The 16479-nt window shown below is 46.5% G+C and carries 14 protein-coding genes and 6 tRNA genes; 16 read left to right on the top strand and 4 right to left on the bottom strand.

All coding sequences use genetic code 11. From position 1 onward, the window contains the following. Nucleotides 1–27: 27 nt before the first annotated feature. Nucleotides 28–270 carry a hypothetical protein gene (locus tag P2W70_RS06440; protein ID WP_276480612.1) on the bottom strand — a complete coding sequence of 81 codons (243 nt, stop codon included), beginning with the start codon at nucleotides 268–270 and terminating at the stop codon, nucleotides 28–30. Between the two features lie 254 nt (nucleotides 271–524). Here P2W70_RS06440 and P2W70_RS06435 point away from each other — a divergent pair, with 254 nt between their 5' ends. From P2W70_RS06435 to P2W70_RS06385, 11 genes are all read left to right on the top strand, one after another. After that, on the top strand, nucleotides 525–1034 hold the full coding sequence (locus P2W70_RS06435; RefSeq protein WP_276480611.1) for a hypothetical protein: 510 nt from the start codon (nucleotides 525–527) through the stop codon (nucleotides 1032–1034). A 685-nt stretch (nucleotides 1035–1719) separates the two neighbouring features. Then, on the top strand, nucleotides 1720–2466 hold the full coding sequence (locus P2W70_RS06430; RefSeq protein WP_276480610.1) for a sensor histidine kinase: 747 nt from the start codon (nucleotides 1720–1722) through the stop codon (nucleotides 2464–2466). Nucleotides 2467–2481: 15 nt separating this feature from the next. Next, nucleotides 2482–3153 (top strand): response regulator transcription factor, encoded by a 672-nt coding sequence (locus P2W70_RS06425; RefSeq protein WP_276480609.1) that lies wholly within the window; start codon nucleotides 2482–2484, stop codon nucleotides 3151–3153. A gap of 1017 nt (nucleotides 3154–4170) precedes the next feature. Then, nucleotides 4171–4243 (top strand) — tRNA-Pro (locus P2W70_RS06420). Nucleotides 4244–4304: 61 nt separating this feature from the next. Next, nucleotides 4305–4377, top strand: a tRNA-Ile gene (locus P2W70_RS06415). A gap of 3 nt (nucleotides 4378–4380) precedes the next feature. Beyond that, nucleotides 4381–4456, top strand: a tRNA-Gln gene (locus P2W70_RS06410). Between the two features lie 3 nt (nucleotides 4457–4459). Next, nucleotides 4460–4532: transfer RNA gene (locus tag P2W70_RS06405), tRNA-His, on the top strand. 5 nt (nucleotides 4533–4537) lie between these two features. Continuing rightward, a tRNA-Arg gene (locus P2W70_RS06400) sits at nucleotides 4538–4608 on the top strand. Nucleotides 4609–4631: 23 nt separating this feature from the next. Beyond that, nucleotides 4632–4703, top strand: a tRNA-Trp gene (locus P2W70_RS06395). A gap of 113 nt (nucleotides 4704–4816) precedes the next feature. Beyond that, nucleotides 4817–5890: an AAA family ATPase gene (locus P2W70_RS06390; RefSeq protein WP_276480608.1), complete on the top strand. Its 1074-nt coding sequence runs from the start codon at nucleotides 4817–4819 to the stop codon at nucleotides 5888–5890. 4 nt (nucleotides 5891–5894) lie between these two features. Beyond that, entirely contained in the window at nucleotides 5895–7343 is a 1449-nt protein-coding gene (locus tag P2W70_RS06385) for an RtcB family protein (protein WP_276480607.1), read from the top strand. A 16-nt stretch (nucleotides 7344–7359) separates the two neighbouring features. Here P2W70_RS06385 and P2W70_RS06380 read toward each other — a convergent pair whose 3' ends face one another. Continuing rightward, nucleotides 7360–8457, bottom strand: coding sequence for a metallophosphoesterase (locus P2W70_RS06380; protein WP_276480606.1), 1098 nt, complete (start codon nucleotides 8455–8457; stop codon nucleotides 7360–7362). Nucleotides 8458–8592: 135 nt separating this feature from the next. Here P2W70_RS06380 and P2W70_RS06375 point away from each other — a divergent pair, with 135 nt between their 5' ends. Then, a complete protein-coding gene (locus P2W70_RS06375) occupies nucleotides 8593–9123 on the top strand; it encodes a hypothetical protein (protein ID WP_276480605.1) in 531 nt (176 codons plus the stop codon). Here P2W70_RS06375 and P2W70_RS06370 read toward each other — a convergent pair. Together P2W70_RS06370 and P2W70_RS06365 are read right to left on the bottom strand one after the other, a co-directional pair. Beyond that, on the bottom strand, nucleotides 9040–10131 hold the full coding sequence (locus P2W70_RS06370; protein ID WP_276480604.1) for an acyltransferase family protein: 1092 nt from the start codon (nucleotides 10129–10131) through the stop codon (nucleotides 9040–9042). The genes P2W70_RS06375 and P2W70_RS06370 overlap by 84 nt on opposite strands. Before the next feature lie 13 nt (nucleotides 10132–10144). Further along, entirely contained in the window at nucleotides 10145–11482 is a 1338-nt protein-coding gene (locus P2W70_RS06365) for an acyltransferase family protein (RefSeq protein WP_276480603.1), read from the bottom strand. 709 nt (nucleotides 11483–12191) lie between these two features. Between P2W70_RS06365 and P2W70_RS06360 the strand changes: the two genes are divergently transcribed. The 4 genes from P2W70_RS06360 to P2W70_RS06345 are packed head-to-tail and all read left to right on the top strand — an operon-like array spanning nucleotide 12192 to nucleotide 16477. Then, the gene (locus tag P2W70_RS06360) at nucleotides 12192–12746 is read left to right on the top strand and encodes an acyltransferase (RefSeq protein WP_276480602.1); all 555 of its coding nucleotides are present in this window, start codon (nucleotides 12192–12194) and stop codon (nucleotides 12744–12746) included. 19 nt (nucleotides 12747–12765) lie between these two features. Then, nucleotides 12766–13242 carry a UpxY family transcription antiterminator gene (locus tag P2W70_RS06355; RefSeq protein WP_276480601.1) on the top strand — a complete coding sequence of 159 codons (477 nt, stop codon included), beginning with the start codon at nucleotides 12766–12768 and terminating at the stop codon, nucleotides 13240–13242. Between the two features lie 31 nt (nucleotides 13243–13273). Then, nucleotides 13274–14086 (top strand): polysaccharide biosynthesis/export family protein, encoded by an 813-nt coding sequence (locus P2W70_RS06350; RefSeq protein ID WP_276480600.1) that lies wholly within the window; start codon nucleotides 13274–13276, stop codon nucleotides 14084–14086. Between the two features lie 12 nt (nucleotides 14087–14098). Beyond that, nucleotides 14099–16477: a GumC family protein gene (locus P2W70_RS06345; RefSeq protein WP_276480599.1), complete on the top strand. Its 2379-nt coding sequence runs from the start codon at nucleotides 14099–14101 to the stop codon at nucleotides 16475–16477. Nucleotides 16478–16479: the final 2 nt, after the last annotated feature.

The raw sequence follows: 16479 nt of genomic DNA, 5'->3' as shown, positions 1-16479 counted from the left end.
GTGTGCTGCTCAGGCGTTATAGCCTGTTTACCTGGATAATTTTGTCAATCCTTTTTTTGCTCGGATGATCTCGTGACAGATGGCGGAGATCTCCCGGGCATTTTCCATTAGGTTCAGCCTGGTGAGCTGGGTATTCAATTCCTGGATCTTTTCGACGTAATAGCCACGCATCATGTCGATGTTGTTTCCGTTGTGGGGTGTGCTGGCTGCAAGCTTGTTGATTGCTGACTGCTGCGATGATGTAGGTAAGGCAGGTTGGTTATGGTTCATATTACACAGTTTTTTTTGTGGTTCATGCCCGGTCAAGGGAATGCTGGTCATTTAGGCTGCGGGTAGCAGGGAGGTTGCGTGGGTCGTAAAGGCTTTCCAAAGGTGCTTAAAAACTGTATGTGGCCCAAGCGATGAACTACCGGAAGTGAATCGTAAACAGTGAATGTAAAATAAGTAGTTCTACGTGAGGGCGGGCTGGATGTTTACGAATATCTTAGCGCCAGTTTGACTGTTAAACCTCAAAATTCACTTTTATGACATTTAACCTCTGCAAAACGTCTATTCGCCCCCTGCTTTTATTGGCGGGCACTGTAGTCTTCACTTTCCTTTTTGTTGCCTGTGGAAACGATGGTCACCACGGCGACGGTGTTTGGATCCCTGATGTCAAAGACTCGAGCGAGTTGGCAATGAGAGATCATTTCATTCCCAAAGATTCAATCGAGGTATATAAAAAGCGCTTCGATCTCCAGCGTGATACCATCAAGGCCAAAATACCCACCCTTTTTATCCCCTTTTCAGAATCCTTTAACCGGAAGAGTATTCTTAACCTGATGAAGGACACCAACTGTGTAGGTATTCGTGTTTACTATGGTGCCACCGCCGTTCGGAAAAATGGACTGCAGGACGTGCGCCTGATCGTGGTAGGTGTTGACAAGAAAGGAAACGATCTTTATGTAAGGAGAGGCTTCAATGGTGTAGGAAGCGATTCTGACTCCAATGGCGGATATGAATATGGCCAGTGTACACCGCCCTGTGAGCCATAGTTTGGTGCAGTGGCAGATCTTGTGCGTCCGATTTATTAATACCCCGTGATATTTAGCTAATGACCACCTATATTCAGTTTATTCTGAGTTTAAGCATCGTATTTGCGTTTGTAATTGGGATAGTAAGGTTCCGGAAGGTGGACCCGACTTACTATCCCTTTTTATACTATGTGGTGCTTGCCTTTACGGTCGAGATCATACACCGCATCTTATTTGTAAACGATCTTAAGAGTCTGCAGGCGCCGCTCATACATGTATACTCTTATATCGAGTTTTGCCTTTTTACCTGGTTGTTTCACAATTGGGGGTTGTTTAACCGACGAAAGGGCGTTTTTCTAGGCATTCTTGGTGCCTTCTTTGTTTGTTGGTGTATCAGTTCGTTTTACATTCATGGGTTCACTGTAATGAATTCCTCTTTTCTGACTCTTTCTTCATTCGCCCTGATCTTTTTTAGTGTCAATACCTTCAATAAAGTGGTGGTGCATGAACGGGGGAATATTTTCAGAAATCCTAAATTCCTGATCTGTCTGGGTATTATCATTTTTTATACATTCTTCGTACTGATCAATGTAACGGCATTATCTATGTTCAAAAAGACGGTCAGCACCGGATTCAGATCAAGTTTGCATCAAATCAATGTTTATAGTAATTTTCTGGTTAATTTGCTGTACGCAGTAGCTGTTTTATGGATTCCAAGGAAGCAAACCTTTACGACTCCCTTCTCATTGTTGTAGCTGTAGTAGGTATTATCCTTTTCTACTACATCATTACTATTATCCGCTACCAGCGTCGTAGCCTGCGTATGAATAAGGAAAAGATCCAGGCGGAGATCGATACGCTGGAAAAAGAACGCAGGCGTATCGCTTCTGATCTGCACGACGAATTGGGTCCCTTATTATCTGCCGTAAAACTTCAAATCAATAGTCTGGATACGCCCGATCCTACGGATCAGGAGATCATTGGTAAATCAAGTCTTCATATTGATACCATCATTGGGAAATTGCGGGAAATTTCCAATAACCTGATGCCTAATACGCTGGTGCGTAAGGGGCTTCAACGTGCCATTGAAGAGCTGGTGAATAACAACCAGCAGCTGTATGGCCTGCAGATCAAATTTGTTTGTGAGCAAACGCTGCACCTGGATCCTCATAAAGAGGTGAATTTGTACCGGATCATCCAGGAGGTGCTACACAATACTGTCAAACACGCCGAAGCAACGTACCTGATCATTAAGATCGTCATCGAGCAAGGCAGGCTGATCCTGATGACTGCTGACAATGGAAAGGGATTCAATTATTTTAATAAAGTAAAGGACAATCCGGGCCTGGGACTTCGTAACTTGCAAAGCCGGGCTGAGGTGATGGGTGGGGAGTTGAATTGTCAGTCGGAGCCAGGAAAGGGAACTATGTACACCATTGACATACCAGTCTGAAACCAACCAAATAGTATGAAAGTACACGGCAATATTAAGGTCATTATTGCTGACGACCATGAGATCTACCGAGATGGCTTGCGTATGGTCATTATGAAGCAGCCGGATATTGAATTGATCGGTGAGGCGGGCGACGGGAAGGAGCTCATCGATCAGGTACAGGCATTGAATCCGGACATTGTGATCAGTGATGTAAAGATGCCCAATATGGATGGAGCTACCGCTACACGCCACCTGGCCGAACATCACCCCGGGGTCGGTATTATTGCGCTGACGATGTTTGATGAAGAGGACCTGATCATCGATATGCTTGAAGCCGGGGCAAAAGGTTATCTGTTGAAAAATGCCGACAAATATGAGATCGTGGAAGCGATCAAGTCGGTGTATAATGAGCAGCCTTATTATTGCCGGCACACTTCTAACAAGCTGGCGCAGATGGTCGCCAAGAGCAAGTTCAACCCACATAAGCTACAGAATAAACCGGAGTTCGGTAGTCGTGAACTGGATATCATTACGTTTATCTGTAATGGTCTTACCAGCAAGGAGATCGCTGAAAAGATCTTTTTAAGTGTGCGCACGGTGGAAGGACTGCGCATGAAGATCATGGAGAAAATGGATGTGAAAAATACTGCCGGTATCATTATTTACGCTATTCGTCATCATCTCTATAAGCCCGGCACTGTTTGATAAAATAATCGACTGTGCCTGTTCGTGAAATCCGCCCTGTATATCGGATACGTTCCGTTGCAGAAAATATTTTTTAGAAAAAGTTGGTGGAAATAGAAAAATAATTACACCTTTGCATTGTTAAAATTATTAAAACACAAACATATGTCACGCTTACAATCGCATATAGCAATCGGCACATGGTTCAATCCCGGACAGGAGGATCGTACCATTCATGCGGGGCATATTTTGTTGCCAGGTAAATTGTAGCATACAAAACCTAGATATAACAAAAGCCCCGCCCACAGCGGGGTTTTTTGTTTTTCACCATGATGCAAGAGCAAAAACAATCCATACCATTTGCGCTCAGGGCAAGTGTTCATACACTGTCTATATGGCCATGCCATGCCCCGACGAAACTAAATACCTGGCTTAATCAAATAGGCCAGGAGAACGATCATCAACGACCGGATAAGATTCCCGTGCAGTAAGTGCTGTGCGTTAGTGAATACGAAACCCGGTCTATTTTAAGGCCGGGTTTTTTTGTTGCCCGGTTAAGCAACTTAGCAAGGAGGTTATTATGAAATTATTATTGGTTGTGCTGGCTGTTAAGGCTTTGGCGCACGTGTTTGGATCCAAGGGCGAGGGAAGGAACAATGATTCCTGCGAAAACATGACAGGTCATGTAGAACACCCTGCGGGTTTTGCGGTACGATAGTTTGGCTTATGAGCGTATATCCAATGGCGCTACATGTCTGTGGGTTTCATTGAAAATATTATGTGCAAAAAGGAGGAGATGGTAGTTCTCCCGGGATGCAACGGGAGGCTACTTTTCCAATCAACAGTGAGTTTATGAAGGAGGATGTTATGAGTATTATTAGAAAAGATTTAACCAGCACGTTTGACAATGTGTATGGGTGGTTATGACCGTTAATAATCTGGGTAAACTCGATGTATATCATTATTTGGTTTTTCTGGTGCAACATGCGAAGCGGCAGCTGGTTCAATTGGAGAAAGTAGCCGTGGTGGGGTAGATATATAGCAGCATTCCAATTGGTTGGATACTTCGCCTGGAACGAAGAGGGTGCAGGTTCGAGTCCTGCCTGCTATACAGGGAGCTGGTTTATTGGTAGGGAATGTTTTCTATACAAGTCGAGTGGTCGCAATGAAGATGGCTTGTAGCTCAATGGTGAGAGCGTCTGCCTTATACGCAGCAGGTTGCAGGTTCGAGTCCCGCCAGGCCAACGATACCAGGTAGTGTAACCGGCTAACATATCACACTTTGACTGTGATGTTCTCAGTTCGAATCTGAGCCTGGTAACCAGTTGTTGTCTTTAGTTTAACCGGCAAAACACCTCTCTGTGAATGAGGAGATCAGGGTTCGAGTCCCGGAGACAACCGATCACGACCTATAGTTCAATGGAAGAATAGTACGCTACGAACGTACAGATAGAAGTTCGAGTCTTCTTAGGTCGTCTGTGAGGCCGTTTGGGCCACCTGCGGGTTTATTGTAATTGGCAACAGGCCGGTTTCCAAAACCGGTAATACAGGTTCGAGTCCTGTAGCCCGTGCTTAAAACTATAGGTTATGCGTACTCTTGTGATGAAATAGTGAGGGATGAATTGTGTGGCCCTGGTCGGCAGGCCAGGGGCGAATCAATCTTTTTACTATTTCAATTTAAATTATGGAAAACGCTATAGAACAGCGTATCATCAGCGCCAACAGTATTTTTGGCAGGTATTTCATCGATTGCCAGGCGCTGTATATGTATTGTTTTGCTGGTATCCCCAGCGTTCATTTTGTCGATGACATTGAAGGCGAAAAGGCTTTCGATGCTTTCAGTGTACAATTCAAAGACCTGATCGAATCGGTGCACACCTACCGGTATATCCGGCGCAAGGATAAGAAGGCCGATTTCGACGATACGGTCGTCATTATGAAGGACCGACGGCTGCTGCAGTTTTCGGAGGGCTATTGCAAAATATTCTATGCGCAATCGCTCGAAGTGTCGACGGCAGAGATGGTGGCCTTTATCCGCGGCTTTAAGGAGCGGCAACGCAGAAAACCTTTGGAGATCAACCTGATTGTTAAAAGTGGCAATTATCTCGAACTGAAGGCGATGGAGATTAAAAGGACCAAGCTGGATCTTGATTTATTCTACGAGGATGATTTTAAGCCGGTGGACGAACTGATACGCCAGCGTCTGAATCAGAAGGATGACAAAGGGATCGTATTGTTGCACGGTGTTCCTGGGTCGGGAAAGACTACCTACCTCCGCTACCTGATCGGTAAGATCAAAAAGAAGGTCCTTTTCCTGTCACCGAATATTGCGACTTGTATTACCGATCCCGATTTTATTGATTTGCTGATCGATAATCCGAATTGTGTGGTGGTGATCGAAGATGCAGAAAACGTGATCATGGACCGGCGCACCAATCCGCAATCGACCGTGTCGAATTTGCTGAATATTTCTGATGGGCTGCTGGCGGACTTTTTGAATGTACAATTGATCTGTACTTTCAATAGTTCGGTAACGCTTATCGACCAGGCACTCACCCGTAAGGGGCGATTGATTGCCCGGTATGAGTTTGGCAAACTGGGTGTGCAAAAGGCACAGCGGCTGGCCCAACATCTTAAACAGGATATTGTCGTTAAGCAGCCCATGACGATTGCCGAGGTGGCTAATCCCAGGGATGTCAATTATGAATCTCAACAGGTACAAACAATTGGCTTCCGGAGGGCTGTTATTGAAAACTAAGATTATGGCAAAGTTAAAACTGAAAGGAAAAGAACTACGGGCGGCCGGATTTCCGGAAGCACCTGTTATCAGTATCGCCATGCAGGTGATGGAGAAACACTATAAACATCATACGGTGGAGGATGCCATTGATCTCTTGAAGCAAGTGCTGGCCGATCCGACGGCATTTGCTACTCATGAGTTTTTGGCACCTGTGGCTTATCAATTGATTCCGGGGCCGGAGCCTGACCGTGAGGTAGTATCGCTAAAGGCAACCGGGGTGCCGTACAATGTTTTTGGTGGTCAGTATATCGAGGCAGGCGCCACCAGCCAGATGAACCTGGCTGTGCGACTGCCGATCTCTGTGGCCGGTGCGTTGATGCCTGATGCGCATGCCGGATACGGCCTCCCGATCGGCGGCGTACTGGCGACTGAAAATGCGGTGATCCCCTATGGTGTAGGGGTAGATATCGGTTGCCGTATGTGTTTGTCGATCTTTGATATCGATCCGAAGGAGCTGACGCGACGGGAGCATTTTTTTACCCGTGAACTGAATGAGGCCACGCTATTTGGTAGCGGAAAACATTTTGATGAGCTGGTCGATCATCCAGTGCTCAACCGGTCTGAATTCAATGAGGTTCCGCTATTGAAGGGCTTACAAGGTAAGGCGGCCAGACAACTGGGGTCGTCCGGTTCGGGCAATCATTTCGTGGAGTTTGGTATCGTGGAGGTGAAGGAACGTGATGCTCAGTTGGATGTGGCGCCGGGCACTTACCTTGGCTTATTGAGCCATTCGGGGTCGAGGGCATTGGGTGCCAATGTTGCCAACCATTATACGCAGGTGGCCAAAGAAAAACGTTTGTTACCGAGCGAGGCGGGGCATCTTGCCTGGCTGTCGATGGAGGAACAGGAAGGTATTGAATACTGGATGGCGATGAACCTGGCTGGTGATTATGCAAGTGCCTGTCATCATGTTATCCATGAAAAGATCGCCCGGCAGCTTGGGCGGCAACCTATGAAGATGGTGGAGAACCACCACAATTTTGCCTGGAAAGAACTGTATGATGGCCGCGAGGTAGTCGTGCACCGGAAGGGTGCTACCCCTGCCGGTAAGGATGTGCTGGGTATTATTCCAGGTTCCATGACGGCACCGGGCTTTATCGTAAAGGGGAAAGGGGAGCTCGCTTCCATTCACTCTGCTTCGCATGGTGCCGGCCGGCAAATGAGTCGGACCGCTGCGCTGAACTCCATCTCGAAAAGTGCGCTGCATGACATGCTCACCAAGCATGGTGTGAAGCTGCTGGGTGGTGGATTGGATGAAGCGCCTCATGCTTACAAGGATATTCATGCCGTGATGAAAGCACAGCAGCACCTTGTCGATACGATTGGGGCTTTTTATCCGAAGATTGTAAAGATGGACGGAACGGCTCCAAAACCCTGGATGAAGAAGGGCGGAACTGTTGATGGTGAATAGTGCTTGCGGGGTATTGCTAGATGAGTGAGTCGAAGACGTAGTAAAGTGGCGATTCTTCCAATACTTTTCGGATGGGGCCTTCGTCAGCAGCTTCCCATTTGATGAGGCGGATATAGCCATCTGCTATTTCGATGCCTGTTATATCTCCATCACTGAAGCAACAACAACCGCTATTGAAATAACTGGGATGCGCCATGGTTTTCACAAACTGTTTACCGGCGTATTCCAGTTTTCTTTTTTCCAGGTCGGCAGTGATGCTTTTTGCCTGCTGTTCATCGTTGGTAGCAATGGCTTTTTCGAGTTGTTTGGTGAGTCTGTCGATATGGTCCAGGGAGGCAAATACCGGCTTGTGGGTGTGGCCGCTGATGAAGATCAGGTTTCTTTGGGTTGCGCTCCATTCGTACATGATCACATTGTGCCGGTCTACGAGCTCGAAGGAGTCGGCGGTGGTATTGATGCTGACTTCCAGAAAACGTTGTATGGGCGTCCAGATGGCTGCTACTACCCACTTGCTAAAGGGGTTGCCATCACTTTTTTTATCTCCCTGGTGTCCATGGGTCAGGAATAGGCTGTATTGTTTTTCATTGTGAATAGTTGTCAACAGCATTCCTTCATACACCTTGAGTTTATCTCCAAAGATGGGTTTAAGGTATTGGTTTTGTTGTATCAGGTAATTCCATTCCAGGTCGTGGTTGCCGAAAATGCGGTAGTAGCGATCTTCCTGCAGGAATCTGGCTTCTTCCAGTAGGGTCAGCCGGTTACTTTCAATGATGGCCTTGGGGGTGTTTTCCCAAAGTTCTTCACTGTCGCCGATATTGATCATGGTATATCCCTGGTCAAAATAGTGTTGTAGTGCCTTGCGGTAATTGTTTTCTGCCGGGGCGAAATCGTCGGCGAAATCGCGACAGCCTTTGTGCTGATCGGAGAAGACGATGATCTTCGCGTTGTTCATGTCGATGGGCAGTACTGGTCCATTGGAGCCTTTGCCTTTTAAGATATCGTCCTGTAGTTTGGACAGGGAAGTGAATACGGCGTCTTTGTCGGGCGAGGAGGAGATCTTTTCTGCCAGCCAGGCCACGGGTTTCCTGAAGAGCCATTGAAGGAGCTTTTTCATGGCATAAGTTATTAAAATTATAGGAATTGCGTCGCTTTCCTGTCAGTACAGCAGGAGGGTAAGGTCAATGAAAAATAGTTTATCTTTAGTTGGAACATCTGTTTTTCTTTTTGTCTGCAACTAATTCATCTTACCATGAAAGCTCTTCAGCGTTGGTTTTGGTGGTTACTTCTGGCGAATATCATTTTTGTTGTTTGTGCCGATACTTTGCTTCGACCACTTACTTATGGTGAGATGGTTCGTTTTGAGATCGCTAAACATATTGCCACTGCTGAGGGGATACTGTTGGAGTGGCGGCAGCTGGGATTGCTCCAGAAAGCCCTGTATGGGGTCTATTTCAATTTTGCTTTTATTGGGTTATACACTGCCGGCCTGGCTGTTGGTTGCGCTTATCTTTCGAAGTTGACGGGGCATGAGATACTGATCCGCGCTGCGAGGGCTGGCACCTGGCTATTGGTGGGTGCCGGTATTTGCGATATCATCGGTAATACGGCCATGCTGAACAGTTTGCTACACGGCGTTTCGCACTGGAATGCCATGCTGGCCTATGATATGGCAGCTGCACGTTTTTCGGTAATTATTCTAAGCCTGCTTTTTATGATGATATGCCTCGTCTTCTGGTTGGGAGGCAGGCTGGCGGATCGGGATGAGCGTATGACGTTTTAAATGAAGGGCTCTTTTTTCAATGCCCAACCAGGACAATGTAGCGAAGAGTATTGTGCCTGCAGTAGTTGTAATGATAAATTGCCAGTAGGTTAACTGGTTTCCTGCCAAAGTATATATTATATATTGTACCGGTGCACCATACAGATAGATGCCGTAGGAAATATCTATTCTTAGTGCCGGTAATACCTTCCTGCTTACTCCCAGTCCGAGTATCGTATACACAAAAAACAAGTTGGTGGTTACCGCCAGGGCAGCCGGTGATATTGCCCAGGAGCCCAGCCAGCTGCCAAGCAATAACAGCCAAATGGCTGTTTTGAAGGGCAATTGGTCGCGGTATAGGTAGCAGGTTGTTCCTCCCACAAAGCAGGCAGCTAATTGGATGCTTTGTTTGAAGGGGTGGAGGAAGTTGTTGATGGGCGTATGGTTATTGGTGGCGCATGCGCTGGCAATCAGCAGGATGATCCAGCCGGCTGCCATCAGTTGCCTGCGTTTTAACAGGGCCGTCAGGTAGGCGAGTGCCAGGGCGATGTAACATTTTATCTCGAGGGGGATTGTCCAAAGCGAAGGGTTGACTGCTTTGCCGTCGAAGACGCCGGGTAAGTAAAAGGCTACCTGGACTGGGATCATATTTTGTATCAGGAAATACCAGGTTTGTGACCTTTTGTAGTATTCAGGGATTGGAAGGGTGGTGAAAAGGGGGCCAACGAGGAACACCATCAGGATTGTCCATATTGCCAGTGCGGGCACAATACGCAGCAAGCGGTTTCGAAAATAGTCTTTAAATGAGCGGTCCAGGCTTCTGCAAACAAGAAAGCCGCTGAGTGTAAAGAATATAAATAACCCCAGATGGCTCAGGTGAAATGCTCCATTGGTGAGCAAGGCCAATGGTTCTTTGGCAGGCAGGTAAAAGCCCGTGGAATGCGATGCGAATACCAGCAGGGCAGCCAGTAGTCGCAGCGCATCGAAGTTGTTGTGTTCTCTTTTGAAATGGTTTTCCTGGATATACATGTGTGCACGGAGCTTATACCTTAATATAGATTTTTTTACGATCGAGCCAATACACGATTATCCAGTAAAATGCGATCATGCTTAAAGCGTATAGCAATGAGCCATTCTTCAGGTTGTCGGAAAGCGGTTTGCATATGTTTTCGTAAAACCAGGAAAAGGCGCTGGTATATACCGGGTTGCCCTGGTCGTTGTGGTGATCCGTCCACCGTAAGAGGCCCACTAGTCTTGGGAGAAATCCGCTCAGTACAAATATAAAGAGGGGGTTTTTTCCAAACACGTCGAAAAAGCTGCTCCAGTAGTTGCTCAACGCCATGATGATGATCAAGCCTGTGATCAACAGGGCCAGCGCAACGCTTATATATGGTTTGTCGAAAATGGCTTTCAAGGGCCAGGCCAATGCCAGACTGAGCGCTACTGCTACCAAAATGGTTTTGTTGCTGGCGGTCATCAGTCTTCTTTCGTGTGCTTTTTTAAATTCGATCAGGAAGATTGTTATCGATAACACGAAGATGGCCAGGCCGGTGGTATAGAATACAAATGAGCTGGTCCAGATCTTTTTGTTGATCGGAAAGCTCATATCCCAACAGAAGCCTGCAAAGAGGAAGATGCCTGCAGCTACGAAGAGGTGCGACAGCATTTCATAGGTTTTCCCCTTTTGCTGTATATAATGGCCAATAAAATACCCAAATATTACCTGGACAATCGAGGGCAGTGTGCTTGTAAGGCCTTCGGGGTCGAAGGGTACGCCTTCTCCTTTGTACATATGTGCAACGCCGAGTATGTCCTTATCGACCTGTGTGCCGAAGTAACCCTGGAGACTATACGGGTCGGCAGGATTGGCGAGTACACAAAGTGCCCAGTAACCCAGCAGAAGAAGGATGGATGCGAATAAGGCTCCCCGTATTTTGAGGAAATAGATGATCAATGCGGCAAAGCAATAGCTGAGGGCGATACGTTGCAACACGCCCAGTATGCGTACGCCCGAAGGTGTTTTGCCTTCCAGGACTGGATCGGCCCAGGGGCGGAATACGAGTGAGTCTTCGGCCCATCTTACGAATGGCGCCCAGTTGAGGAACAGGCCAATAGCGAATATGAGTAGTGTACGGGTAAATACTTTGCGCAGAAATACCGGTGTGCCGGCAGCTTCCAGTCTTGGCATTACGAATGACATGGCATTTCCTACTGCAAACAGGAAGAATGGGAAGACGAGATCGGTTGGTGTGCAGCCATGCCAGGGGGCGTGTGCCAATGGCGGATACATGTTGCCCCAGCTTCCCGGGTTGTTGACGAGGATCATTAGGGCGACGGTCGCTCCGCGAAATACGTCGAGGGAGTAGAAGCGTTGGTTCAAAGCAGTTTGTATTTATGGGAAAGATAAGGAACTAGCGGGAAGGTGCAAGTAGTTAAGGTGGGGCAATGTTTCCAAAGAATTAAAACTAAATACGATGAATGCCCATTTTTTGGTCTGTCGTTTGTAATGGGAGTGCTGCGATCGGAGTGCTGTTATGAAGTGCTCATTTTGCGAGCGTTGTTATTTTTGTCCATTGCGGTTAGCCTTCATGTTCACATGTGGATGTATTAATTATGTTTAATCTCTGCAGTTGGATTGCATCATTTGCCAGAAAATAGATTAGCTGAATTGTTCATATCTGTCAATATGGGTGGGCTGGCTTTTTGTGACTGAGGAACTGGTATTTTTTATTGAAAAATAATGATTTAAGTATTTTAATGGCATGATTTTGCGCATTAAAAATCTCCTATATTTGCAATCGTCAGAAGAAAAGTTGGCAGTCCAATGCTTTTTTGTTGACCTGGAACGAATACCTGTGAAAATAACACAACAAGCAATTTTACAATATTATAGATGGAAGGGTATAAGGAGCACTTCGAAAGAAGGCTTACTTATACCCTTTTCTCATTAAGGTAAGGCTGAGCATAGTTTATATAATTTATAATCAGTCAGTTATGGATTATTTCTGTGACTGAGGTGGCGAAGCTCTGCTTTTTTGCTGAAAGTCAAAATATCCTGGAAATTGGGATTTACTGCACATCATACGGCTGTGATCGATGCTGGTTGCGTCATTGGCGAGGGTACCCAAATTTGGCATTTTTCTCATATTATGCCAGGTTGTGTGATCGGAAAAGGGTGCAAACTTGGTCAAAATGTGGTGGTTATGCCGGATGTGGTTTTGGGTAATAACGTAAAAGTGCAGAATAATGTTTCCCTCTATACGGGTGTTGTGTGTGAAGACGACGTGTTTCTTGGCCCTTCCATGGTTTTTACCAATGTGATCAATCCGAGAAGTGCGATCGTGCGCAAGCATGAGTATCGCCAGACGCTTGTAAAGCGAGGTGCTTCTATCGGCGCCAATGCTACTATTATATGCGGCAATACGATTGGTGAATACGCGTTAATAGGCGCTGGTAGCGTGGTTACAAAGGATGTAAAGCCTTATGCGCTGGTGGTTGGCAACCCTGCCCGCCAGGTGGGTTGGGTGGGTGAGTATGGGAACCAATTGGAATTTGATGAATCGGGAAAGGCTGTTTGCCAGGAAAGTAAGCAGGTCTATAGATTGGAGAACGAGCAGGTAAGCAAAGATGCCGATCAACGGTAATACGCGGAAATGGTACGCTGTGTACACGAAGCCCCGGTGGGAGAAGAAGGTGCATGCCTTGCTGGTGGAGAAGGGCATGGAGTGTTATTGCCCTTTGAATAAGGTGCATCGTAAATGGAGTGACCGGATCAAGATCGTGGAGGAGCCACTTTTCAAATCATATGTTTTTGTGCGGGTGAGTGAGGAGGAAAAGACGCCGGTGCGTACAGTGAATGGGGTGGTGAATTTTGTTTACTGGCAAGGTAAGCCGGCGATCATCAAAGACAAGGAGATCCTGGTGATCCGCAAGTTTCTAAATGAGTATGAGGATGTGGAGGTTCGACAGCTGGATATTGCACCCGATGATACCGTTGTGGTGAACCAGGGTGTGCTGATGGGCAAGAAGGGTACGGTAAAACGTGTTTTGCGCAAAAAAGTGGAAGTGCTGATCGAGAGTATAGGTTTTACACTTACCGCTTATATCGATAAGACGAAAGTTGCGGTGATCGAGAAATAGTAGATTTGATCATTATCATAAAATAATTTTCATGCAACGCCTTACTGGCTTTCTATTGGTTGTTTTCATTATTGTTTTGGGTTGTTCCTGTGGTAACGTAAAGAACCTGCAATATGTGCAGGGTGCTTTTGATACTGTGGCTTTGAGTAAGGTGCAGTTTGTAGAGCCGGTCATTCAGAAAGGTGATCTACTAAGTATTGCTTTGTTCAGTGACAATCCCGTGGCTACTTCGGCAGTGATCAGGCAGCAAGGCGCTACTCCGAGTGTCAGTACGGGTGACAATGGTCCAATTGGTTCCTCCTCATTAGGCAGTGCTACCACATTGCCTACGTACCTGGTTAGTCAAACCGGTGAGATCCAATTGTTCAAGCTGGGCACGATCAAAGTGGAAGGCTGGAGCAAGGACCAATTGGCTGATACCCTGGAGGCGATGTATGCAAAAGCGGACCTGCTGAAAAATCCTTATGTGGAAGTACGACTGATGAATTACAAGATCACGCTGATTGGCGAGGTGACGAGACCCGGTACTTACAGTATACCTACCGAAAAAGTGAACATTTTTGAAGCACTCGGCCTGGCTGGCGATATTACCGTATATGGCAAACGTAACAATGTGATGGTGGTACGTGAATCTAAGGGCAAACGTGAATTTCAGCAGCTGGATCTGAGCAAGCCGGAAGTCTTTGGCTCTCCCTATTACTACCTACAGCCGAACGATATGGTAATTGTAGACGTCGCCAAGAACAAGGGGGCTGTCAACGATCAGATTACCGTGCGTAATATTACGGTGGCGGCCAGCGTCTTGTCAACCATTGCTATCTTTATTAATATATTTAGCAGATAAGTCATATTTAGTATGTCAGAAGAAACTTTTGAGAAAAAACAGTCTAAGCTGCCCATCTCTCCCCGGGAGATCGTGTTCAAGTATATCCGGTACCTACCGTGGATATTGGTGTCCTTGCTATTGATGTTTACGTTGGCTTATATCAAGCTAAGGTATTCTCCGGCTGTGTATAATACTTCGGGAAAATTACTAGTTGCTACGCAATCTGCTGTAGGTGGTGGCGGGGAGAAGTTCGATGACATCTTTATGATGCAACGGGCAGACAAGATCAATGACGAGATGGAAATCATCCGGTCGCGTTATATGGCTGCTAGGGTGGTGCGCAGCCTGAACCTGCAAACGCAGGTATTTAATAAAGGGAAGATCCGGTCGACCATTGTGCATCCCCGGGATATGCCTTTTGTATTTGAAATCTTATCGATTGCTGATTCTACACAGGGTGCTGGTGTTCAGGTAACATTGGAAAACGATCACTATAAAATCAATGAGGATCCGCAAAAGCGTATCTATAACGAGCCTGTCAATGCCGGAGGTATGAAATTCCGTCTTACCCGAAACAACAGCAACCTCAAGATGTTTTCAAGCAATATTTTTGGCGTTTCGTGGTCTCCGCTGGAAGGTGTTGCTGCTGCTTTAACGGGAGGAATCAACGTGATCCGGGTGAATGATAATACCAGCGTATTGGCGCTTTCGTACAAAAGCGAGAACATAAAGCAAGGTATTGACATTGTCAATCAATACATGAAGGAGTATCAACAGGGAAGTCTTGAGGATAAGAAAGAGATTGCTGCGAAGACGCTGGAATTTATCGATGAGCAGCTTGATACTGTATTTCGCGAGTTGGGTGGGGTTGAGAGAAATCTTCAACGGTTTCGGGAGACCAATCAGATCTATGATGCGGAGGCTCAAACCAAGCTTTTCTTCGATCAGTTGTCTGAAAGTAACAAGCAAGTTGTCGAGCAGGAGTTGAGGTTGCGTGCGATGGATCATCTGATCAAGCACCTGTCGGATAAAGCCAATCAATATATGATGATCTCTTTCACAATGGGGATCGAGGAGCCTGCTTTGTTGCAGCAAGTGACGGGTTTTAACCGGCTTCAGCTTGAGCGTCAGACGGCGCTGCAAACAACACCCGCCAGTAATCCACGGATCATTGAAATGGATGCGGCCATCGAGCAATTGAGGCTGGATATGTTGCAAACCGTTCGCAACCTGCGGCAGACGCTCGATTTGTCGTTGAATCAGATGAACACACGGGGTAGGGAGTCGGACAGGTTAATTAGTCAACTGCCTTCCAAAGAAAAGCAGTTACGTGAGGTAACCCGACAGCAAGGTATTTTGCAGGAGTTATCGGCCTATTTGCTGCAGAAAAAACTCGAAACAGCCATTGCTTCGGCTTCTACTATTTCAAGCATCAAAGTGATGGAGCCTGCGATGGCGTCCGGTATTCCCGTCAGTCCCAACAGGAAGCTGACCTATATTATCGCATTTGTCATTGGGCTTGCTATACCAACGGCTATTATCCTGGTGCGTGACTATATGAATGACCGGGTGCGTAGTAAGCAGGAGATCGAACAAATCACCGATACCCCAATCCTTGGTGAAGTGGGGCATGCCGATCAGGCTACAGCATTGGTGGTGACCAGCAATAGTCGTAAGTTCCTGGCGGAGCAATTTCGTATCATTCGCTCAAACCTTCAATATATATTGCCCAAGGTAGAGAAGCCAATCATATTGGTTACTTCTTCCTTTAGTGGAGAAGGTAAATCTTTTGTAAGTACCAATCTTGGATCGGTACTGGCCTTGTCGGGTAAAAAGACAGCGATCCTTGAATTTGATATCCGTAAACCTAAGATCATGAAGGGGCTGGGTTTGCAGGAGCGTAAAGGGATTACCAACTATATAGTCAGTGACATCAAGTTGAGTGATATCGTTTATCCCGTTCCCGAGGTGCAGAATCTATTTGTGGTACCCTGTGGACCGGTGCCGCCGAACCCGTCTGAGATGTTGCTGAATGAGCGCATTAATGAGCTGTTTGCGGAATTGTTGCGGATGTTCGATACGGTGATCATTGATACCGCTCCGGTGGGATTGGTCAGCGATGCCATTACGTTGGGTAAGCATGCTCATGCGGCTGTTTATATCGTTCGCCATAATTATACGTTCAAGAAGCAGATCCAATTGATTGATGATATTCACCGGAATGAAAAGTTGCCGCATCTTTCTATCATCGTGAATGACATCAATAAGAGTGCGGGCTATGGTGGCTACTATGGCTACGGAGGCTACGGTTATGGCTATGGCTATGGCTATGGTAATAATAATGGTAATGGCGGCTATTTTGAAGGCGGGGATAAGAAGAAAAGGTGGTTTAATCGTTCCAAAAAATAGGC

It is taken from the genome of Paraflavitalea pollutisoli (genome assembly GCF_029360705.1).
Taxonomy (GTDB): Bacteria; Bacteroidota; Bacteroidia; order Chitinophagales; family Chitinophagaceae; genus Paraflavitalea; species Paraflavitalea pollutisoli.
Note: the sequence above shows the minus strand (reverse complement) of the source record. Positions and strands in the feature narration are given on the sequence as shown.